Origin of the sequence: Guyparkeria sp. TX1 (assembly GCF_046523965.1) — a bacterium.
Taxonomy (GTDB): Bacteria; Pseudomonadota; Gammaproteobacteria; order Halothiobacillales; family Halothiobacillaceae; genus Guyparkeria.
On the sequence record NZ_CP144142.1, the window covers coordinates 1,110,060 to 1,132,625 of the forward strand.

Sequence of the window (22,566 nt, forward strand, 5' to 3'; positions counted from 1 at the left end):
TGAATCGAAGCATGGTGTATTAGCCGATAAAGTGGTGAAAGCGTATTGGCGGTGATCGCTGGGTTAGCGGGTCACGTTCCGAACCCAGTGCCAAGTGTTTTCGTGTTGGCAGGCAATGCCCACCAAGGAACCGCTGGCCGGTGTGGACACATCGATCCGACGGCATACACGACCGCTGGCGGCATGGTAGGGAGCGCGTGCGGTCAGGGTGGCCGGTGAGCCCCACGGGCTTTGGGAAAACTCGGCCTGCTCGTCCTCTGCTGCCTTGCTCAGGAACGTCGCAATGTCTGCGGGCAGGCGTTTTTCGCCTTCCACGTTGAGGGATGGGGAGTCAAAGTCCTGATCGGTTGGCTGGGTGGCCATGTGCTGGCATCCAGCAAGCAGGGTCACGGCCAGAAAGCCGACGGTGGCAAAAGCTGATCGCGAAATGAGAGAAGATAAAGTGTTCACGTAACATCCTGATTATGATGGGTTTATGACGATAGTCTTCGACCCGGAAGTCGAGCGGTAGTTCGGTCGGCGCGCGAATTTTTCTACGCGGTCACGACCAGAAAGCCGGTCGATGATGACGACCTCATAGCCACGCCTGGAGCCGGTCGAGGGCCATGTCGATCTGTTCTTTCGTGTGTTCGGCCGAGATGAAGAAACGCAAACGGGCGGCACGTTCTTCGACGGCCGGGTAGATGATTGGTTGCACGTTGATTCCCTGCTCGAGCATCGCGTTCGAGCAGTTGGCCGCCTTGATCGAGCTGCCGAGTATTGCCGGCGTCACGCAATAGCCTTCACTGTCCCCGGTATTGATGCCCCGTGCCTTGGCCGCATCGAGGAAGTGGCGTCCGTTGGTCTGCAGTCGCGCGACGCGTTCCGGTTCGTCCCGCAGGATGGCCAGGGAGGCCAGTGCAGCCGCCGCCAGCGGCGGGGCGAGTCCCACGCTGTAGACAAACCCGGGGGCGCCGTAGCGGAGCATCTCGATCAACGCCGTGTTGCCGGCGATATAGCCGCCGCAACTCGACAGCGTCTTGCTCATCGTGCCCATCCAGATATCAACCTCGGCCGGGTCGATCCCTTGCGCTTCCCACGTCCCTCGGCCGCGATCGCCGAGTACGCCCAGCGCATGGGCCTCGTCGACCATCAGGAAGGCCCCGTGCCGTTTCTTGATCTCGATGGCCCGGGCCATGTCCGGCGTGTCGCCGTCCATGCTGTAAAGCCCCTCGATCACGATCAGCACGCGATCGACCTGGTGGCGCTGTTCGCTGAGCAGGCGGTCGAGTGCCTCCCAGTCGTTATGCGGGAACATGCGTCGCTTGGCCCCGGAAAGCTCGGCACCTACCAGCGCGCTGTTGTGAATCAGCGCATCGTGGACGACGAGATCTCGCGGCCCGAACAGGTGACCGATCGTGGCGACATTGGTGGCGTGCCCGCTGACGAAGGTCAGCGCGTCGTCCGCCTGGTACAGGTCCGCAATAGCCCGTTCCAGCTCCCGATGAATGGGACGCTCGCCGGAGACAATGCGGCTGGCGGAAACCGACGTGCCGTAATCGGCAATCGCCTGTTCGGCGGCAGCCGTCACGCGCGGATCGCCATTGAGACCCAGGTAGTCGTAGTTCGAGAAATTGACGCAGTCGACACCGTCGATCCGGCTGGTCCCCCCGGCTCGCACCTCATGCTCGCGGAAAAACGGGTTGCCAATGCCCAGACGCTTGGAGGCCTGCCGCTGGATCTGAATGCGCTCATAGGCTTCGAAGTCCTCGAAGCGCGCACGTGCGGCATGGCGTTTACGGGGCTTTGCCCCGTTCCCGCCAGTCTGGTCGCCGGCCTTCGAACTCCGGAATCGTTCGATCAGGGCGTTTTTCTTGTCGCGCGTCAGCATCTTCATGCCCTGCGGGCCTCCCGTGCTCTCGCGTCGTTGGCCAGCTCGCCCAACGTCGCTTCATCGATGTCGGTTTCATGCTGTTCGGCCAGCTCTCTGACAATGCGGCTGGTGTCGTCCTCACCGTCACCATCGCCCTTGAGCTCTCCCCATACGCGGGAGGCCAGTCCCTCGATGCTGGCCGTCTCGCTCAATGCCATGGTGGGTACGCGAACCCCCAGGCGTGTTTCCAGGGCCAGGGTGAGTTCGACGCCCATCAACGAGTCCAGGCCGATGTCGAACAGGGACCGCTGTGGGTCGATTTGTCCGGCGGTCAGGCCCAGCACCTCGGCGACCTCCTCGGCAATCCACTGGCCGATCAGTGCCTTTGCCTCGGGCTCGCTCTTATCGGCCAACAGGGCTCGAAGATCGTTCTCGTCCTGTTGTTTCGGCCCGGCCGTTCGCTTGACCAGGTCGAACAGGGGCGTTTCCGCCGTCGGAAGCCCGTGGGCCAGGGCGTGCCAATCCAGCGGCGATACCGCTTCGCCGGACAGCCCCTGATCCAGGGCCGCCTCCAACTCGGCAATCGCCTGCTCACCGGTCAGCGCCGGGGCACCCAGTCGTGCTTCCAGTCCCGTCTTGACCGTTTCGTTGTCGGCGAGCATGCCGATGTCCCCGATCGGTCCCCAGTTAAGGCACGTCGCCGGAAGTCCTTGCGCCCGGCGCGCCGCGGCCAGCCCGTCGAGGTAGCCGTTCGCCGCGACGTAGTTCCCCTGGCCGGGATTGCCCAGCACTGTGGTGACCGACGAGAACAAGACGAACGCATCCAGCGAAAGTTCACGGGTTGCCTCGTGAAGGTGCGCGGCACCTTTTGCCTTCGCGGCGATGACCGTCTCGAGACGGTCGTCGTCCAGATTGGCCAGCAGCGCGTCATCGAGAACCGTCGCGGCGTGGAATACGCCACGCAGCATCGTGCTTCCCCGGGGCAGGGAGTCGATCAGCGCGGTGACCTGCTCGTGATCACTGACGTCGCAGGCGCGCACGGTCAGGCGGTCCGCCGCCTCACCGAGATTGGCCAAGCGCTCGTCGAGCCCCGGGGTGTCCGCTCCGCGGCGGCCGACCGCTACCACCTCGCCCGCGCCGCGATCGAGCAGCCAGCGGGCAGTGGCAAAGCCAAAGCCGGCGAGTCCGCCCGTCACCAGATACGTGCCATCGGCATGGACGGTGAACTGGCCGGATGCCTGCGGGGCAGGGAGCATTGGCGGGGTCTCCAGCGAGACCACCACCTTGCCGATCTGCCGGGCCTGCTGCATGTAACGGAAGGCCTCGACCACGCGGTCGGCCGCGAAGACCCGGTGTGCCAACGGGTTGACCTCGTGGGTCTTCATCCACGTCATCATTTCGCCGAAGACACGGGAGGCCACGTCGGGGCGAACGGACATCAACTGGTCGACGTCGATGCCGAAATAGCTCAGGTTGTTCTTGAACGGACGCAGGCCGACGTGGGTGTTCTCGACGAAATCGCGCTTGCCCAGCTCCAGAAACCGACCGAAGGGTTTAAGGGCGTGCAGGTTGCGGTTGATCGCTTCGCCAGCCAGCGAGTTCAGTACGACATCGACACCACGCCCGTCGGTTTCGGCCAGAATCTCGTCGGCAAAGTTGACGGAACGTGAATCGTGGATATTTCCGACCCCCATCATGGCGAGGAAGTTCCGCTTTTCCGGCGTGCCGGCGGTGGCGAAGACCTCCGCGCCAATTTGCTGGGCGATCGCAATTGCCGCGATACCCACGCCCCCGGCTGCGCCGTGGATCAACACCCGTTCGCCCGGCTGCAGGCGAGCCAGCTCGATCAGGGCGTAGTAGGCGGTGAAGAACACGGTCGGCACCGTCGCTGCCTCGTCGAAGGACCAGCCGGCCGGCTTGGGATGAACCGCGCCTTCATGCGTGACCACGTGGCTGGCAAAGCACTGCGGACCGAAGCCAATCACCGCCTCACCTAGGGAGACGCCTTCGACGTCGGGCCCGGTGCGCGTGACGATGCCGGCGAATTCCAGCCCCATCGTCGGGCCCGAGAACCCGTCCTCGATGATGTCGTCACCCAGCAGGCCGAGGGCATACATCACGTCGCGGAAGTTCAGGCCGACGGCCTTGACGGCAACCTCGACCTCACGCCCGGAGAGCTCGCGGGGCTCGACCCGGCGCCAGGCCAGGTTCTTCAGCTGACCGGGCAGGTCGAAGCGCAGTTCGAAATGCTCGTTTGCCTCGGCCGGCCGACGTGCTGGTGTTGCCTGATGTAGTCGAAGGGCCAGCCGCGATTCGCCGCGCAGCACGATTTCCCGCTCCTCATCGGGACGGGATAGGGCGTGGCGCAGGACATCGGAGGCCAGCGCGGCGTCGGGATCCGGGTCGATCAGTTGCAGGTCGAGCACCGGGTATTCGTTCATCACCACGCGGCCAAAGGCCCACAAGGCGCTGTTCCAGGCGTCGGTCGGCCTGGAGGCTTGGGTCACGGCCCCGTTGGGCAACAGCCACGTGAGTCGCGGTGGCGTCGTTGCCTTGGCCAGCTGGTTGCACCAGTCGAGAAGATGCGCCAGGGATGCCGTGTCCGGGGTGCTCTCGGCCCCCGTCGCCGGGAAGGCGATCACGATCTCGTCGAATGACGGGACATCGGTTGGCTGGTTTTCGAGGTCGAGTCGGGTGATGTTCGCGCCGGCCCGGGTCAGCTCGTCGGCAAGGACGGTTGCGGCCTTGTCGTTGCTCGAAGCCGGGGTGATGACGGCCCACTGACCGGCAATCGAGGCAATCGAGGCAATCTGGGCCTGCGTCGGCGCGGTCTCGCGACAGGCCAGCAGCGCAAAGGTCGATTGCGCCATCTGGTCGGATTCGGTCGCGGTGGCCACGGTTTGAATGCTTGTCCACTTGTCGGCACGGGCAGCCAGCGAGTCAGCGGCTTGCGGTGCCGAGCCGGTCGCCGCGGCCATCAGCGCCTGCCAGTACGGTGCCGCATTCAGGCCGGTGATCAGCACCCGGCCGTTCGCGGCCAGGTGCTGGCTCAGGCCGTTGGCGAATGCGTCCGACTCCGCGCTCATCCCCTCATCCACCCAGATGATCAGATCGAAAGCCGGGTGGTCGGTGGCCGGCAGGTCGAGCATGCCGGTCTCGGCATCCATGCCGGCGAGTGTCACGCGCGGGTCGCGGCCATAACGCGACTGCATGGCCTCGCGGTCGGTGGACTGCGGGCTGGTCAGGACCAGTTCGGCCTGCTGCCAGCCCAGGCGTTGTTCCAGCCGGTCGGCCAGGTCAAGCCAGTGGCCACCGACCTGCAGGATCCGCAGCGGACGGCCTTGCTGAACGTGCTCGAGCAGGGCGTCGATGGCGGCCAGGGTCAGCGTGTCTCGTCCGGCAACCGACAGGCTGGCCCGGCGAAGCACGTTGGCATGTGGGCTGTCCGCCACGGTTTCCGTCAGCCGGTCGGCCAAGGGTGTCGCCTTGTTTTCGGCCGGATCGAGAACACTGGGCAGGAGGCGGCCCAGTCGACCCAGCAGGATCAGTTCCGGTGAAAGCGACGGGTATTCCGCCAGCAGGCTCTGCCAGATGGCCTCGACCGGCGGTGGTGGCTCGTCCTCGCTGCGCTCCCAGCCCGACTCGGTCGCGGTCAGCCAGCCCTGGGTGACCAGTTGGTCGGCCAGCCAGTGGGCCCAGTCGAAGCTCAGATCATCCGTGGCCCGGTCGGACAGCATTTCGTGGCTGACCGGTGCGTCGCCGAACGCACCTTGCCAGGCCTCGAAGGCAGCCGAGGCGAGCAGGGCATCCAATAGCGGGCGCGCCTCGTCGAGAAACGCCTGATGCGCCTCGTCGGCACTGAGTTCTTCCAGTGCCGTGGCCAGTGCGTGTTGCCATCCCTCATGGTCCGGCCAGTTCGCGTCTGCCACCCCGTTTGCCGGGACGGTGTCGACGCGCCAGTGAGGGACGGTCTTGTCACGCCGCGTCACCGCCGCCAGGCGGAAGCGGCAACGCTCCATCACGGCGATGGTCTCGCCCGCCTCGTCGAGCAACGCGAAATCCGCGAGGATCGACTGGGGGCTCTGGCGTCTAATCTCGGCACGGCAGCCGGCGGCACGCCCGCCCCCCGATCGCCACAACAGGCGACCGATTGCTACCGGCAGCATGGTCAGCCCGCGGCGGGCCAGTACCTCGAGTGCCGGATGGCTGATCAGCGACTGGAAGCACAGATCGAGAATGCCCGGATGACAGTGATGCGCGGTGTCCGTGGCAACCGCCTCGGGCAAGGCAAACGTGGTGACCAGCCGGGGTCCGGCCTGCTCGATGCGTGCGATGCCCTGAAAGGCGGGCCCGTAATCCAGACCGATACGGCGAGCCTTGGCGTAATGAGCCTCCGCCTCGAGCACGGTCGGGGGCTCGGTCGTGTGGTTGTCCGGTTGCTTGGCTTCCACTGGCCGGGTTGGCGCACCCAGCACACGACCCACCGCGTGGTCGGTCCATTCGTCATCGCTCAAGCGCGGGCGCGAGCGAATGACGAATCGCCCGTCATCGCCCTGCAGGATCAGGCGCAGGACTCGCCCGTGTTCCGGTTCGAAGATCAGCGGCTGGCGTACCTCGAGGGCCTCGATATCGACGGCGTCGAGATCGAAGGCCAGCACCCCTGCTGCCACGGCCATTTCCGCAAAGCCGGCCGCCGGCATGATCGCCGCCTCGCCAACGCGATGGTCGGCCAGGTACGGCAGCACGCTGGTATCGAGTGGATTCTCCCAGCCGTGCGCCACCTCCCTAAGCGGATAACCGAGCAGGGGGTGAACACGGTTGCGCAGGATCAGCGAATACCCCTCGGACGTCGCCTGCGTCCAGTAGCGTTTGCGGTCGAACGGGGAGAAGGGCAGGTCGAGGAACGGCGCGCTCTCCGGCAGGCGGGAGGCGGCCGTCGGCAGGCCGGCGAGCAGGTGAATCCGGTGCGCGCTTTCCTCGATATCCAGGCGGCTGTCGGCCTGTCGCTGGACCAGCGGGATGACGCGGGCATTGGCCTCGGCGGCCTTGATGGTCTGGGTGAGATAGCGCGGCAGGATCGCGTTCGGTCCGATCTCCACCAGCACGTTGCTGCCGGCGTCCAGCAGGTCGCGGACGGCCTGTTCGAAGGCCACCGGCTGGCGGACGTTATCCCACCAGTAATCCGCCGACATCTCGCGACCGTCCAGTACTTTCCCGGTGACGCTGGAGACAAACCGCCGCTCGCCGGCTGCCGGCGTGAGTCCGTCCAGCCGTTCCAGCAAATCGGCCCGGATCGGCTCCATCGCCCGGGAGTGGAAGGCGTAATCCAGCGCCAGCATGCGGGCGAAAATGCCCTTGTCCTCGAGATGCTCGGTCAGACGCGTCAACGCGTCCTCGTCGCCGGCCAGCGTAAGCTGGTCGGGGGCATTGGTGGCGGCGTGCTCGATCCAGGCATCCCCGAGACCCAGTGCGTCGATCTCGTTCCGTAGGGCTTCCCAGCTCAGGTTCACGGCCATCATCCGGCCGTCACCGTGGGCCGCCACCTGGGCGCGACTGCGGTGGCAGACCAGTTCGGTGGCCTGCTCGAGTGTATAAATCCCCGCTGCCCAGGCTGCGGCCACCTCGCCGACACTGTGACCCATGGTGGCTTTGGGAGTAATGCCTTGTCCGGTCAGCAGGCGGGTCAGGCCCACCTGGATGGCGAAGATCAGTGGCTGGGCGACGGATGTGTCCTCGAGGTGGCTTTCCTCGGGAGTGGCGTTCAACTCATCGATCAGCGAGAAGCCGCCGTGTTGTCGTACCAACGCGTCGATTTCCCCGATGGTCTCGGCGAACGCAGGTGACTCGTCCAGTAGCCTCTGGCCCATGCCCAGCCACTGGGCGCCGTTGCCCGAATAGATGAAGGCGATTTGCGCCGGGACACCCAGCGCCTTTTCCTGCACCACGCCACGCAGGTCGGAGTCGTTCGGTTCCCGCGCGAGTTGCCCGAGTCGATCGATCAGTTCCTGCGGGGAGTTCCCGAAGACCGCGCAGCGTTGCTCCAGCCAATTGCGCCGATGAGCGGCGTTCCAGGCCACGGCAGGCAGCGTCTCGGGCGCACCACTGAGCTGCTCGTGATAGGCCGCGGCCAGGGTGGCGATGGTCGCTGGGGAGCGGGTGGAGAGGAATAGCGCCGGCGTGGTGTCGCTCACCGGCAGGGCAGTCGGTTCGGTGGCCGGCGGGCTTTCCAGAATGACGTGGGCGTTCGCTCCACCGAAGCCGAAGGAATTCACGCCCACGCGCAGCGGCCGGTCCGTCACCTCCAGTCGTTTCGGGGCACGGACCACCTCAAGGTGGTTTTCCTTCAGATTCAGGGTCGGGTTGAGCGTGTCGGCGTGGATCGAGGGCGGAATCTGCGCATGCTTGAGCGTGAGCAGTGCCTTGACTAGCCCGGCCATGCCGGAGGCCGGCTCCAGGTGGCCGAGGTTGCTCTTCACCGAGCCGATGGGCAGGGGCGCTCCCTTGCGAGCGCGGCCCAGCACTTGGCCCAGCGCGCCTGTCTCGATCGGGTCACCCACGGCGGTGCCGGTGCCATGGGCCTCGACGTAGTCGATGTCGTCGGCGGACAGGCCCGCTTTCGCCAGCAGGCCGGACAGCAATTCGGCCTGCCCCTCGCCACTGGGAATCGTCAGCCCGTTCTTGCGCCCGCCGTCGGTATTGTTGCCCGTTGCGCGGATGACCGCATGGATCCGGTCGCCGTCAGCCTGGGCCTTTGCCAGCGGCTTGATGAGCAGCATTGCTCCGCCTTCGGCGCGGACATAGCCGTCACCGCCCTCGGCAAAGGCCCGCGACCGGCCTTTGGCCGACAGCATGCTCGCCTTCGTAAACCCGACGAATGGGTAGGGGTGCAGTAGCAGGTTCACCCCGCCGACCAGGGCCGAACCACATTCGCCTTGGCTCAGGCTCTGACAGGCATGGTGCAGCGCGACGAGCGACGAGGAGCATGCCGTGTCCACGGCCAGGCTGGGGCCGTGCAGATCGAAAACATAGGAGAGTCGGTTGGCCGCGACGCTGAGCGTGTTGCCTGTCATGGAATAGGCATCGAAGCTGGGCAGGTCGTCCAGCGAGCGTATGCCGTAATCCAGACCGGAGATCCCGAGATAGACCCCGCAATCGCTGCCGGCCAGGCGCGAAGCCGGGGTGCCGGCATCCTCGAGTGCATGCCAGGCCAACTCCAGCATCAGACGTTGCTGCGGGTCGAGCTTTTCGGCTTCGCGCGGCGAGATGCCGAAGAACGCGGGATCGAACTGGTCGATATCCGAAATAACCCCGGCGGCATAGGTGATGCTGCGGCCGGGCTCGCCACGGCGGTCGTGCCGCAACGTGTCGGTGGCCCAACGTTCGGCGGGTACCTCGGTGACCAGGTCCTGGCCCTCCATCAGGGCAGACCACAAGGCATCCGGATCACTTAAATCCCCCGGGAAGCGGAAGGCTAGGCCAACAATCGCGACTAGGTCCGGTTGGTTTTCGTGTTCAGTGCAAGTTGCCAAATCAATTCACTCGACGGAGTTGGTAATGATCGGCGCGCACGTCCCCGGGCACGGATGGCCGTAGCAAAATCGCGTGGTGCGCGATGTTGCCGGACTCCCTGCCAGCGGAACGGTCGACGCCTCTTGGTTTGGTTGCGCGTCGCTCGAAGCGAGGCACTCTCGCTGGACGCGTCTTGGTGGCCTTTGCGGGGCTCACTGTCGAGAGACTCCGACAACGTTCCTTCCAAAGTGTTCCTGAAGTGTTTTGGTTTTGGCTTGATTTCTCCTCGAGCTCGCACTCGGGCGAGAGTCGATTTCCCTTCTCGCGGGGTGTTGTTTTCCTTGGTTATTTACCGTGTTCCGTTACCCCGGAGTGGTGACCCGGCCCCCGGTCGTGCACCTGTCATGGTGCATGTCACTAGTTCGAAGTTTTGCATTCTGCCTATATGCGGCGGTGAATCTGCCGATCCAAGCATTACCGGATCCAAATATAACTCGGATTGGATATGCTGGTGATGGGATATTTGATTCCCTTTATGTGGGTTATGTGTAGACGAGCGAATCCGACGCTCGGTTGAACTCAACTGCTCCCGGCAGGTCGGATATGGCGAGGGCAAATCCAGGACGACGAAATATCGCTCTGGCGAAATATTACACACCCCGTATCGGGATTATTTGTCGCTGACAAATTCGTAACCGGGGTGAACTCAGTTGCCCCCGTTATGTCGGATCACCGTAACGACGCATCGGGGTGTTGGGTATCCCATGACTGGGGTGTTCAACTGCCCGAATGCGCATTGTTAGTTCCTTGTTAAACAGCAACATGCATGGATTCAGTTGCCTTGAGGGGAGGGTGGATCGGCCTAACGACGAATCCGGGTGTTAAGTATTCCTGGGTCGGAATATTTGAGGGCCTGGATAGGTATGCTGGTCGCCGACAAGGCAGTCACGTTCCCGTCATTTTGCTGAACTAAATTGCCCTCGATGTGTCGAGTGGTAGCAAATAAATATCAGGCGTATCGAGTATTTCTTTATTGGAATATTCCGTGCTCTGAATGGGGTGGTGTTTCTGATTGTTCGGTTTATTGATTGAACTCGACTACCCCCGTTGAGTCGAATCGGATCTTGCGTAAGAAGTGTTGCGGGAAATTAGCGTTCCGCAGTTTATATATCGCACGCTAAATATCAGGAACATTGAATGCCCATGATTTTTAGTCAATCTCATATAAAGCCGTTTTTCGCAGTGGCGGGAGGCAGTCCGGATGTGTTGGCAAATGCCCGCTCCGGAAGGGTTTCCTGTGATCACTGGATTAATTCCGGTCTCGGCTGTGGTGATTTTGGCCCATTATGGGTGCGCACTAGCTTGGCGCGCAAGGCTTTGTGTTTTGTGGAGTCCGCCGGATCGATTGATAAACCGCCGGCATATTGTCCGCTGGTGGATGAGTTTTGCGTTCGATGCGATGGCTCCACATCGGCAAACGAATGGTCATTGTCCGTTGAGTCTCCCTCTCGTGGTTCCAGTCGAGACCGGAGGAGCTCGGGGTTGAAGGGGGCGTTGGAGTTGTCATGACCACTCAACCGCAACAGCTTTTCGGGTCTGCTGGGGCAGGGAGGGAGTTCGAGTACTCCCACCCTTTCAATCAGCCGGTTGACCTGCCGTTTGATCTTCCGACCCGGATTTACGGCGGGATGTACATGATCTGGCTTTTACGTCCAGGCCTCCAGACGCGCTTCCCCCTGCAGAAAGGGCGGCGAGACGACTACCTGGGGTATCTCGCGTGGTGTGTGCGCCACGGTCGGCGGGAATACAAGTTGTTGCGACAGATTCAGTCCTGGAACGAGGAGTTGATGCGTCCTGCCGCAATGGACAAGGTCAGAGGTGACTTGTGGGAGGGTGCCTACACGGTCGGCATGTTCCTCTGCGGGGTCGCCCGTTCCCGTTACTGGTCGGCCCAGGTTCGTTACAACAGGCGTGTCCGGCACCGAACCGCACGCTGGTATTTCCGGGGTGGTCGGCAGGAGATCGGTCTGGCCTCGACGTTGCCGGCGTGGCAGGTGCGAGCCTTGCAGCAGGTCTTCCCGTCGCTAAAGGGTTTTCTGGGCAGCCTTTCCTTGCCGAAGGATGAGCGTGACCCGTACGGCTTCGAGCGAATTGCCTTGTACAACCAGGATCTGGTGCGGGCCTGGGAAGACGGTAGTGCGCCATCCGAGAGCCGGTCACCGGTGGTGGCGCTTCCCCAGTCACCCTGGTGGAGCCGGGCCGCAGCCCGGCACCTGCCGGTCGGCGTCAAGGAAGTGGCCAGGGTTCGACGCATTCGAACGACCCGGCCGACTCAACCGGAGATCGAGGATCTGGTTTCGGGTTTGTCCGCGTCGTTCCGGGAGAAGCAATCCGACAGGAAGGAAGGCAGGTTGCCGGGCATCAACCTCTACGGGTATGCGCGCGGCGAGCTTGGTATCGGAGAAGACGTGCGGATGGTGGCTCGTGCCCTCGAGGCGGCTGAGGTTCCCTTCTGCGTGATCAATTTCGAACCGGGCGGTGACGTAAGCCAGGAGGATCGAAGCGCGGAAAACTGGCTATCGGACGAGCCGAAGTACCACGTCAATATCTTTTGCATGACGGGCATCGAGATGACCCGGCTGGTGTGCGAGCGCGGTCTGGACCTCCTGGAGGGCCACTACAACATCGGACTGTGGCCATGGGAATTGCCGGAATGGCCGGCAGCCTGGCGCCATGCGTACTCGTTGATCGACGAACTCTGGGCAATCAGTTCGCACGTGGCGGAAAGCTACGCCAACTCGCCCCTGTTAACCCGTGTCGTGCCGTTGCCGGTGGTACTGGGTGACGTTGCGGCATCGACGCGAAACGATTGGGGGCTGCCCGAATCCCCCTACCTGTTCCTGTTTTCGTTCGACATGAATTCCCGGCTTAGCCGGAAGAACCCGGAAGGCCTCGTTCGAGCGTTCAAGAAGGCGTTCCCGGATGAAGGCGTGGACGACGTTGGCCTGGTCCTGAAGGGAAGCCACGTCGACCAGCAATCGCCCGCCTGGAAACGACTGCTGAACCTCATCGGCGGGGACAAGCGCATCCACCTGATCACGAGCGTGTTCCGGCGTCCGGATGTCCTGTCCCTTTACGACCAGTGCGATTGCTACGTCTCCCTTCACCGGGCCGAGGGGTTCGGCCGAGGTATTGCCGAGGCGATGCTTCTGGGAAAAGAGGTCATCGCGACTGCCTATTCGGGAAACATGGATTTCTGCAATCAGCCCGGTATCGGTCTGGTTCGGCATCAGACACGCCGTCTCGAGCCGGGTGATTACTTTTATGGCGAAGGCCAGTTCTGGGCCGATCCCGACCTGAACCACGCAGCGGAACTCATGCGTCAGCGTGCGTCAGGAGGGCGAAATCGCTCACCGCCGAAATACGACGTTAGCCGGTTTTCTCCGGCGTATTGCGGTGCCTACATAAAGCGCCGTTTGGAAGCTCTACAACAAGCCAGTAGTTCTGAGTCCATCAACACACAAAAGGAACGAAGCACATGATTACTCCAGTTATCTTGACAGGCGGTAGTGGTAGCCGTCTGTGGCCGTTGTCTCGCGCGGGCTACCCGAAACAGTTCCTTTCGCTTGCGGGCGAACGGACGATGTTCCAGGAAACCCTCCTTCGGGTGCAGGGTGACCAGTTCGGCGCGCCGTTGGTGGTTTGCAACGAAGAGCATCGTTTCGTTGTGGCCGAGCAGCTGCGTGCATTGGGGGTCGAGGCAGAACGGATACTCCTGGAGCCGGTGGGCCGGAACACGGCGCCAGCGGTAGCCGTCGCGGCCTTGAGCTTGATGGAGCACGATCCGGACGCCCGCATGCTCGTCATGCCCTCCGATCACGTCGTCTTTGATACCGATGCCTTTGTCGAAGGTGTCGAGCATGCGGCCGCGGCCGCGGATGCCGGATACCTGGCCACCTTCGGCATCCAGCCGAACAAGCCGGAAACCGGGTATGGCTACATCGAGAAGGCCTCGGAGCCCGTGATGCCCGGCGTGCACCGAGTCTCCCAATTCGTCGAGAAACCGGATCAGAAGACCGCAAAGGCGTATGTCGATTCCGGCGATTATCTCTGGAACAGCGGCATGTTCCTGTTCCGCGCGGAAGACTACGTCGTCGAGCTGCAGGCCCATCATCCGGACATGCTCAAGGCGTGCGAAGACGCGATCGCCCAGGGTGAGGACGACATGAACTTCCGTCGCCTGAATCGCGAGGCCTTCTTCTCGACGCTTTCCGAGTCGATCGACTACGCCGTGATGGAAAAGACCGAACGGGCTGCCGTCGTCCCCGTCGAGATGGGGTGGAACGATGTCGGCAGTTGGTCATCGCTCTGGGAAATCAAGGAAAAGGACGAATCCAACAATGCCGTTTCTGGGGACGTGGTCCTCCACGAAACGAGCAACAGTTACGTTCATTCCCAGAAAGGGCTGGTGGCTGTGTCCGGGCTGGACAATGTCGTGGTGGTGGCCACGGATGACGCGATTCTGGTCGCTGACCGTCGCAAGGCCCAGGACGTGAAAAAGCTGGTCGAGACACTGAAGAAACAGGGTCGTGAAGAGCATTACCAGCACGCCGAAGTCCACCGTCCGTGGGGTGCGTATTGCGGCATCGATCTGGGCGAGCGCTATCAGGTCAAGCACATCACGGTGAAGCCGGGCGAGCGCCTGTCGCTCCAGATGCACTATCACCGCGCCGAGCACTGGATCGTGGTCAGTGGCACCGCTCTGGTGACTCACGGTGAGCGGACGTTCCTGTTGCACGAAAACGAGTCCACCTACATTCCCTGCGGTGAGACGCATCGTCTCGAGAACCCCGGCATGGTGCCCCTGCACCTGATCGAAGTGCAGTCAGGCTCCTACCTCGGCGAGGACGATATTGTCCGATTCGAGGACGGGTATGGCCGCGCCGAGCAGTGCGCCTGAGTTCTGAAGCCAAGGAGCATGGGGAGGTTGGCCGATGGCCACGATCTGTCTGGTAGGTGATTCGCAAACGGACTTGGACCTGCTTCGAGGCATGCTTGAGTCCGCGACTCACATCCCAACGGACGAACAGTTCGGCGTCATCGCAGGCGATGCCTTTCCCACGGAGAAGCTCCAGGAGGCGGGCCGATCACGACCCGAGGGGCATTTCCTGATTCTGTCCCGGTCGCTCAGGGAAACGATCGCCGATGGCATTCGCCGTCGGGCCGGTGAGCCGCGCGAGGTGCTGTCAGGCTGGCTGCGCACTCAGCGGGAGAAGCTGTCCTTCTGCAAGGACCATTCGTCTCGCTGTCTGATGGTGGCTCATCAGGCGGTCCGCGATCACCCGGACTGGGTGGCAGAGGTTGTTCGGGAACGCTGGGATCTTCCGAGCGTTGCCGGCAACCCAATCACACCGTCGACACCCGAGGGAGGGGGCGGCGCGGCCGACCCGCTCCCCTGGATGCTGGCACAAATGTTTATCGAGCGGCTCGACTCGGCCACGACGGTCGAGATCGACAGCCTGGAGACGCGGATTGTTGGTTGTCCGCTTTCATCCGAACGTTTCCACGATGACTCCGGCAGGGTCGATGAGGCGATCCGGGGTTATGGGCAACTCGTCGGGCAGGCCAAGGCAAGTGACCAGACCTCGCCGGAGCAGGACGAGGCGGCGGTGTTGCTTGCCCAGCTCGACGACTGTCATCAACGGATCGAACGCCACGCGCAGTTGGCCAATCGACGCGAACAGGCGCTGGTCGAGGCGCGCAAGACCGTGGACGAGTTGCGCTCAGGCGCCCAGCAGCTGCTCAAGCAACTGCAAGAGACACAAAGGGAAGTCGTCAGGCACGCCTACCTGGCTAACCACCAGGAGGCCAGCGCGGTCGAGATGAGGCGCGAACTGGGCGAATACCGCGCCATGGCGGGGGAATTGCTGGTGGCACTGCATCGGTCTCACGAAGAAACCGAACACCTTGCCAGCAAGTTCAACGATCAAGGCTGGAGTCACATCGGGAAACGGCTTGCGGGCGCGAGCAAGGTCCTCGAGTACCACTCCGTGCGCCTTGTCGGGGTAAAGAACAACCCGGATTACGAACATATCGTCGTGATGCTGGAAAACGTTCGTTGGGGGGGGCAGAAGTTGAAACGGTGGGGGTTTCGGTTGTCCAGCGCGAATCTCGGCCCATGCCGTTTCGGCGAACGTCCGAAGCTGGAGATACCCGCGCAACCACACCAGTGGCTTCAAGGCTGGTTTCCCGAATCACGGGATACCCATGGGGGCAAATGGGAGCTTCGCTTCGAGGCGCCCAACACGTTGGACATGGCGGTACTAAAGCGTCTGCCTCGATCGGATCGGACACGCGTGGGAGAGCTGCTCGAACGGCTCCCCGCGATGCTCCACGAAATTTTCGACATGGGTGGCAGCAACCATTCGCGGGAGGACTGGGTGCGCCTTGCCGAGACCATGCGCGATATCCACCGCGATCGCGTGAGCGACAAGGGCGGCCGCGTCACCGGCAAGGTCGCGGATGCCGGTATCCGCTTCAAGAACTTTCGTTTTATCAAGACTTAAGCAGAGGAAACACAAAGGCAAATGGCTATCGATATCGAGTCATTACGCAGACGACATTGCCAGGAGCTGGTGGGCCATGCCTTCCGGTTGTTGGCAGACCCGTCCGATAGAGAGAAAGCCCAGCTGGACCAATGGGTGGATTTTCTTCTGCAGGAGGGAGATGTCCACCAGCTGATCCAGCGTTTGAAGGCCCGCGGTGAAAAGGCCGCCGCTGAGAAAGCTGCTGCTCAGAAGGCTGCTGCTGAACAGACCGTCAGTGAAGTTGAGGCACCGGCCCAGGCAACGACGCCGGCCGAGTCTCCAGCTCCAGCTGAGGCCGAGTCAGCAGCGCCGGCCGAGGCTCCAGCCCCAGCTCCGGCCGAGTCAGTCGCTCCGGCTGAGGCTGAGGCTAAGGAAGAAGGTGGGGAGTACGCCGGCATGGCGGAAATCGTCGAGGCACCACGCGAGTTCCAGGCCGGCATGCCGGAGACCATCTTGGTAGCGATTGAGAACAATTCATCCTTTACCTGGGAAACCTCGGAAGAGCGGCCCATCAACGCCTCATATCATTGGCTGAATTCCGCGGGGGAGATGGCGTGTTTCGATGGCATTCGCACGCCGTTGGAGGGTCCGATTGCTCCCGGGGAACGCGTCGATATCGATGTGCGTGTCGAGCCGCCGTCGGAGCCTGGCGATTACGAGCTGGTTCTGACGATGGTCCACGAAGGGGTGACCTGGTTCGAGGAACAGGGGTTCACGACTTGCGGGCGCAAGATCCAGGTTGACGAGTACAGCGGCTACGGGCTGTCTCGTCAGGCCCGGGATATCTTTCTGTCGCTTAACCGCCGGTCCCAGGTAATGGAGGTGGCTGCCTAATGCGCATCGTCATCGACATGCAGGGTGCGCAGACGGAAAGTCGTTTCCGTGGCATCGGGCGTTACACCCTTTCACTTACCGAGGCGATTGTCAGAAACCGTGGGGATCACGAGGTGATCCTGGCGCTGAGTGGCCTGTTTCCCGAGACCATTGAAGGTATTCGGGCGGCCTTTCAGGATCTGCTTCCACAAGAAAATATTCGGGTTTGGCAAGCGCCTGGCCCGGTTTCCGACAATACCCCGGACAATACCCCTCGCCGACTGGTGGCCGAGCTGGAACGCGAGGCATTTCTGGCCAGTCTGCAGCCGGATGTCATCCATGTTCATAGCCTGTTCGAGGGCTTTGGGGATGATGCCGTGGTCAGCATTGGGCGCTACGACCGGACAACACCGGTCAGTGTGACGTTGCATGACCTGATACCGCTGATCTACCCGGAGCAGTATCTGGAGCCCAACGCGGTATTTGCCAGCTACTACTACAACAAGCTTGAGCACCTCAAGCGCGCCTCGCTGTTCCTGTCTATTTCCGAGTCGTCCAGCCGGGAGGTCGTTGATCACCTGGGCGTGGAATCCTGGCGGGTTTTCAATACCTCCGAGGCCGCGGAAGATCGATTCCGCGAGGTGGATATCGCGCCGGCCGAAGCGAAGGCGATCAGGGCGAAGTTTGGCTTGAAACGACCGTTTGTCCTGTATACCGGCGGGGCGGACCAACGCAAGAACCTGCCGCGCCTGATCCGTGCCTATGCAGCGCTACCCGACAAGATGCGCGCTTCCCATCAATTGCTGTTTGCCGGGAAGATGCCCGAGGGCGAGATCGCGGACCTGCGGCGGGTTGCCGAGGAAGAGGGCCTGGGCAGTGACGAGTTGTGCTTCACGGGATTCGTCGCGGACGACGAACTGGTTCAGCTCTACAACCTCTGCAAGCTGTACGTCTTTCCCACCTGGCACGAAGGGTTCGGCCTGCCGGCACTGGAGGCCATGCAATGTGGCGCGCCCGTGGTGGGGGCCAATACGTCCAGCCTCCCCGAGGTGATCGGCCTGGCCGAGGCGCTGTTCGATCCGTCGGACGTCAGCGACATGTCGGCCAAGATCGAGCAGGCGCTGAAAAACGAAAAGTTCAGGCAACGTCTCATCGCCCATGGCAGACAGCAGGCGAAGAAATTCTCCTGGGAGACGTCGGCCAAACGTGCCATCGCCGCCTGGGAATCCCTTCATGCCGGTCGCCACAAGCGCGATGCCACGGGCGACGGCGTGTCCACGCATCCGGTGGTTGCCGACGAGGCGCTCGAGCGCGCGATCGTTGAACAGCTGGAGCAGCCCAACAAGTTCGTGCTGAGCGAAATCGCCAGCAGTCTGGCCCTCAACCAGCAGGCCGGCTTTACCCGTCAGCTGCTTCTGGATGTTTCCGAAATCCGCAATAGCGATGCCGCGACGGGTGTGCAGCGCGTGGTGCGCAGTTATCTGCAGGGCCTGTTGAAGAACCCGCCGGACGGGTATCAGGTGGTGCCGGTCTACGCAACGCGGGACGATGGCTATCGTTATGCCTGGCAAATGGCACGCGAATATGGGGCGGTGTTGCCGGATGGGTTGAGCCGGCAGGCGCTCGAGGATCGGGTGCCCATTCGCTGGCAGCGCGGCGACGTCTTTTTTGCACTGGACATGCAGCATCACGTCCAGCTGGCCCATCAACCGTTCTACCGTCAGCTGCAGGCCGATGGTGTGACGGTCAAGTTCCTGGTTCACGATCTGCTGCCCATTCAGCTGGCGGACCTGTTCAAGGATGACGATGCCAAAGAGCTGCACGAGCAGTGGCTCACCATGGTGGCGGGCACCAACGGGGCGGTCTGCGTCTCCAAGGCGACAGCGGATGCCTTCGATCAATGGATCGACGAGAACGGGATCTACCGCACCCCCGGTTTCCATATGACCTGGGTGCATAACGGTGGCGATCTGGATGGCTCCAAGCCTTCGACTGGCGTGCCGAAAGACGCGGAAAAGGTCCTGGCAAAGATTCGCCAGCGGCCGACCTTCCTGAGCGTATCGACGATCGAGCCACGCAAGGGGCAGGATCAGCTATTCGATGCCGTTCAGACGCTGTGGAACCGGGGCCACGACATCAACCTGGTGCTGGTCGGCAAGCAGGGCTGGAAGGTGGATGAATTGGCCAAGGCCCTGCGCAAGCATCCCCAGAAAGGCAAGCGGCTGTTCTGGCTGGAGGGCATCAGCGACGAATACCTGGAGAAGGTCTATCAGGCCAGCAGCGCGCTGGTGGCCGCGAGCATCAACGAAGGCTTCGGTCTGTCGCTGATTGAAGCGGCGCGTTACGGCGTGCCGATCATCGCGCGTGACATCCCGGTGTTCCGTGAGGTGGCCGGATCAAGCGCCTTCTACTTCAAGGGCAGGACCGGTGTGACGCTGGCCGACGAGCTGGCCGACTGGTTGCTGATGAAGGAGGAGCAGCCTCAATCGACCGGGCTTGAGTGGCAGACCTGGGCGCAGAGCACCGAGCAGCTCAAGCGCGAGTTGGTGGAGAAACATCACCCCAAACACCAGCTGCTGGTCGATATCTCGGAACTGGTGATGCGTGACGCGCGCAGCGGCATCCAGCGAGTGGTGCGCAGCATTCTCAGGGAGTGGCTCAGTGAGCCGCCGGAGGGGTACCGGGTCGAGCCGGTCTATGCCTCCGTTGAGGAAGGCTATCGCTATGCCAGACGCTTCACCCGGGACTTCATGGGGTTGCCGGCCGGGGATCTGGAAGACGAGGTCATCGACTACGCGCCCGGCGATGTGTTCTTCGGGCTGGACATGCAGCCTCAGGTGCAGATCGCCCAACAGCCGTTTTACCAGAAGCTGCGTGGTCATGGCGTGACCGTGAAATTCCTCCTCCACGACCTGCTTCCCATAGCGATGCCTGAGTTCTTCCCGCCCGGCAACGAGGAGGGTTTCACCCAGTGGCTCAGATCGATTACGGCCACCGATGGCGTGATTTGCGTGTCGAGCACGGTCGCCAACGAGCTTCGTGACTGGGTGGACGAGCAAGGCCTCCGCCGGGAGCGACCGTTGCAGATCGGCTGGTCGCACAACGGCGCGGATATCCACAGCTCGGCACCCAGTCGCGGCATCCCGGAGGAGGCCCCGAAGGTCCTGTCGTCGTTGGACGCGAGGCCAAGCTTCCTGATGGTGGGCACCCTGGAGCCCCGCAAGGGCTACGCGGACACCCTCGACGTGTTCGATTCGCTCTGGGAGCAAGGGCTGGACGCCAACCTGGTGATCGTCGGCAAGATGGGGTGGAAGGTCGAAGCGCTCGCCGAGCGCATCCAGTCTCATCCCGAGTACAACCAGCGTCTGTACTGGCTGGCTGGTATTAGCGATGAGTATCTGGAGAAGGTTTACACCACCTGCACCTGCTTGATTGCCGCCTCCTACGGGGAAGGCTTTGGCCTGCCGCTCATCGAGGCGGCCCAGAAGGGGTTGCCGATCATCGCGCGGGATATCCCCGTTTTCCGCGAAGTGGCCGGGGAACACGCGACCTACCTTCCGCGGGATATGAATGTGAAATCGGCGGGCAAGGTGTTCCGCCAATGGCTTGACAGTTATCAAAATGGGACCGTGATTACGTCGGGCGCTATGCCGTGGCTGACATGGCAAGAAAGTGCTGATGTGACGATAGAGGAAGTGTTGAAGTGATCATTTCAATTGAAAAGAAGTTCATCTTTATTGCCAATCTGAAAACCGCGTCGACGTCTATCGAGTCTGAGTTGAGGCCGCACGGCGATATCGTCGTTAGACGAAGCGAGCTGGGTAAGCATCTGCCTTACGCCCAGATTCAGAAGCGTTTCAAGTGGCTTTTTGATGTCATGGACGAGGGTGAGTTTTTCAAGTTCGGTGTTATCCGGGACCCCGTGGATTATGCGCTTAGCCTGTATAAGTCGCATCGACACGAGAAGTTCAAGGATAACCCCAGGCTTTACACCGGTGACATGAATTTCGATGAGTTCCTGGAGAAGTGGGTGCCTAATAACAAAGGGCAGTTGCAGCCGCAGATCGATCGGTTTATCGATGTCGACGGAAACCTCTCGGTCGACCAGCTGATCATTTACTCCGAACTGGATAAAACGTTTCCTGAAGTGATGAAAAAGCTGGGCATCCCCGAGATTACCTTGCCGCGGATGAACGTGAGCCCCGATTTCGACGTTGACGTGAGTGATTATGCAAAGTCGCGTCTTGAGACGCTGATGGAGCGTGATTACAAAGCAATCGCGGATATTAGGACCTGATCGGGAATTTCCAGGGTGATCCCCTTGTCAAAGCATGAGGGGGCGAACGGCCCCCTCGATCTAGATAAGGATGAGGGTGTGTCGTTGGGAAGTCGGCCTGCTGGCTATTAGCGGTGTCGGTTTTCGACCAGCCCTGGAGTGAGTTGGCCGAATTCTTTCCTGCTCGCGTTCGGCACATGCCGGAGCGGCATGAGTCAACCGTAACGTAACGCGGATCTGCGTCTTCTGTGGCCAAGCAAAGATCGGCCACGGGTTGGGGCTTCTTGCGCCGGCAAACCGTCCTACCGACTTCTCGCCTCGTGCGGGCGATGTCCGAGGCGGGCGGTTGGCTGGCCGCGCGTAACGATACGTGGGCTGATTGCGTTTTCGCATAGTTATCAATGGGTGGATTAACTCAGGGTGGTTTATATGGGGCATTATCCAGCCGCGTTCGCACCGACAGAGCTTTTTGTGGTGTTGCTGTCGTCGTATTTTGGGAATCATGATTCCGGTTTCTTGATCATTGTGCCCGACCAGGTTCCGGTTTCGCTTCCTGTCGAGGAATACGTGCAATCTGTGGGTGGTCGAATCATGACTGCCAGTGAAGCCAAGAAGCTCGACAAGGATCAGGTTCCAGGGCATCTCTGGGTGCATCCGTTTGGGAAGGCGCATATCTCGACTGGATTGATTGAGAAGTTCGGCGCCCAATACAGCGTGTATTCGGATGGAATCAAGAACGAGCTCGGCAAGGCCAATCTGGAAGAGGTTTTCCCTGACTACAAGGAACTTCTCTTCTTTGGTTTTGTGTGGAAGCGGCCGTTCATAAAGAACGGGGCCCCGGTCAGGGTCTGCACGTTCCGTGATATTGACTCGGCGTTCGATGCGTTGAAGTCGATCGTCGGGGCCAAGTTGTCGTTCGATGCCGATGACCTGAAAAAGGACTGGCTGTTTCTCCGGTATTGGGGACAGGGCCCCGGTGAGTTCGTCGATGGGTTGCGTTATATCGACGTAATAAAGCGGTACCTCTCGACTGAAGACGTTTCGAGCGTGGTCCTTAAGGGTGATTCCCGAATCATGGCCTCATCAACCGATGATGTATTGGCGGGCTTGGAGGGCGACTATGACGTGGTTGCCCTTGAGGATCGGGTTGAATTTACCAAGGCCGATTCGTTGGAGGTCGATAAATTCTTCGCGGAAGTCATGATTCCTCATGATTTTTCCGGTCGGCTGCATTGTTTCGATAGTTCGTTGTCGGTGTACGCGGCGGTGGCTACCGAAGCGACGATCCGGTTCCCCCGAGAGGAACTGGTAACCGACGTTTTCGCCAACGCGGGGTTTGCGAGGAACGTTATCAGCTACGCCGGGCTGTACCGCGGTGTCTGCGAGAAGGTCAGGGAATTGCGAGATGCCGATGCTTTCAAAATCGACGATGCCCTGGTCGTGGAGCGAGGAGAGGGTGGTTTCTCGGTGAGGGAGGCTCACTGCCCCACGGATAAAGCAGTGCCGATCGAAAAACTCTAACCGGTGGA

Annotated in this window: 10 protein-coding genes; 7 read left to right on the top strand and 3 right to left on the bottom strand. The window is 61.7% G+C overall.

All coding sequences use genetic code 11. From position 1 onward, the window contains the following. Window positions 1-63 precede the first annotated feature (63 nt). The 3 genes from VWP12_RS05240 to VWP12_RS05250 all read right to left on the bottom strand — a co-directional run bounded on the left by VWP12_RS05240 (window position 64) and on the right by VWP12_RS05250 (window position 9,381). On the bottom strand, window positions 64-450 hold the full coding sequence (locus VWP12_RS05240) for a DVU3141 family protein (protein ID WP_410474893.1): 387 nt from the start codon (window positions 448-450) through the stop codon (window positions 64-66). 124 nt (window positions 451-574) lie between these two features. After that, window positions 575-1,876 carry an aminotransferase class I/II-fold pyridoxal phosphate-dependent enzyme gene (locus VWP12_RS05245; RefSeq protein ID WP_410474894.1) on the bottom strand — a complete coding sequence of 434 codons (1,302 nt, stop codon included), beginning with the start codon at window positions 1,874-1,876 and terminating at the stop codon, window positions 575-577. Further along, entirely contained in the window at window positions 1,873-9,381 is a 7,509-nt protein-coding gene (locus VWP12_RS05250; protein ID WP_410474895.1) for an SDR family NAD(P)-dependent oxidoreductase, read from the bottom strand. Before VWP12_RS05250 ends, VWP12_RS05245 begins: the two co-directional genes overlap by 4 nt. A gap of 1,545 nt (window positions 9,382-10,926) precedes the next feature. Here VWP12_RS05250 and VWP12_RS05255 point away from each other — a divergent pair. The 7 genes from VWP12_RS05255 to VWP12_RS05285 all read left to right on the top strand — a co-directional run bounded on the left by VWP12_RS05255 (window position 10,927) and on the right by VWP12_RS05285 (window position 22,558). Beyond that, a complete protein-coding gene (locus VWP12_RS05255) occupies window positions 10,927-12,903 on the top strand; it encodes a glycosyltransferase (protein ID WP_410474896.1) in 1,977 nt (658 codons plus the stop codon). Further along, window positions 12,900-14,321, top strand: a complete 1,422-nt coding sequence (locus tag VWP12_RS05260) for a mannose-1-phosphate guanylyltransferase/mannose-6-phosphate isomerase (RefSeq protein WP_125199823.1) — start codon at window positions 12,900-12,902, stop codon at window positions 14,319-14,321. Before VWP12_RS05255 ends, VWP12_RS05260 begins: the two co-directional genes overlap by 4 nt. A gap of 34 nt (window positions 14,322-14,355) precedes the next feature. After that, window positions 14,356-15,927 carry a hypothetical protein gene (locus tag VWP12_RS05265; RefSeq protein ID WP_410474897.1) on the top strand — a complete coding sequence of 524 codons (1,572 nt, stop codon included), beginning with the start codon at window positions 14,356-14,358 and terminating at the stop codon, window positions 15,925-15,927. A 21-nt stretch (window positions 15,928-15,948) separates the two neighbouring features. Beyond that, window positions 15,949-16,782, top strand: coding sequence for a hypothetical protein (locus VWP12_RS05270; protein ID WP_410474898.1), 834 nt, complete (start codon window positions 15,949-15,951; stop codon window positions 16,780-16,782). Continuing rightward, window positions 16,782-20,468 (top strand): glycosyltransferase family 4 protein, encoded by a 3,687-nt coding sequence (locus VWP12_RS05275; protein ID WP_410474899.1) that lies wholly within the window; start codon window positions 16,782-16,784, stop codon window positions 20,466-20,468. The genes VWP12_RS05270 and VWP12_RS05275 overlap by 1 nt, the downstream gene beginning before the upstream one ends. Further along, entirely contained in the window at window positions 20,465-21,058 is a 594-nt protein-coding gene (locus VWP12_RS05280; RefSeq protein WP_410474900.1) for a sulfotransferase family 2 domain-containing protein, read from the top strand. Before VWP12_RS05275 ends, VWP12_RS05280 begins: the two co-directional genes overlap by 4 nt. 408 nt (window positions 21,059-21,466) lie before the next feature. Next, entirely contained in the window at window positions 21,467-22,558 is a 1,092-nt protein-coding gene (locus VWP12_RS05285) for a hypothetical protein (RefSeq protein ID WP_410474901.1), read from the top strand. Window positions 22,559-22,566: the final 8 nt, after the last annotated feature.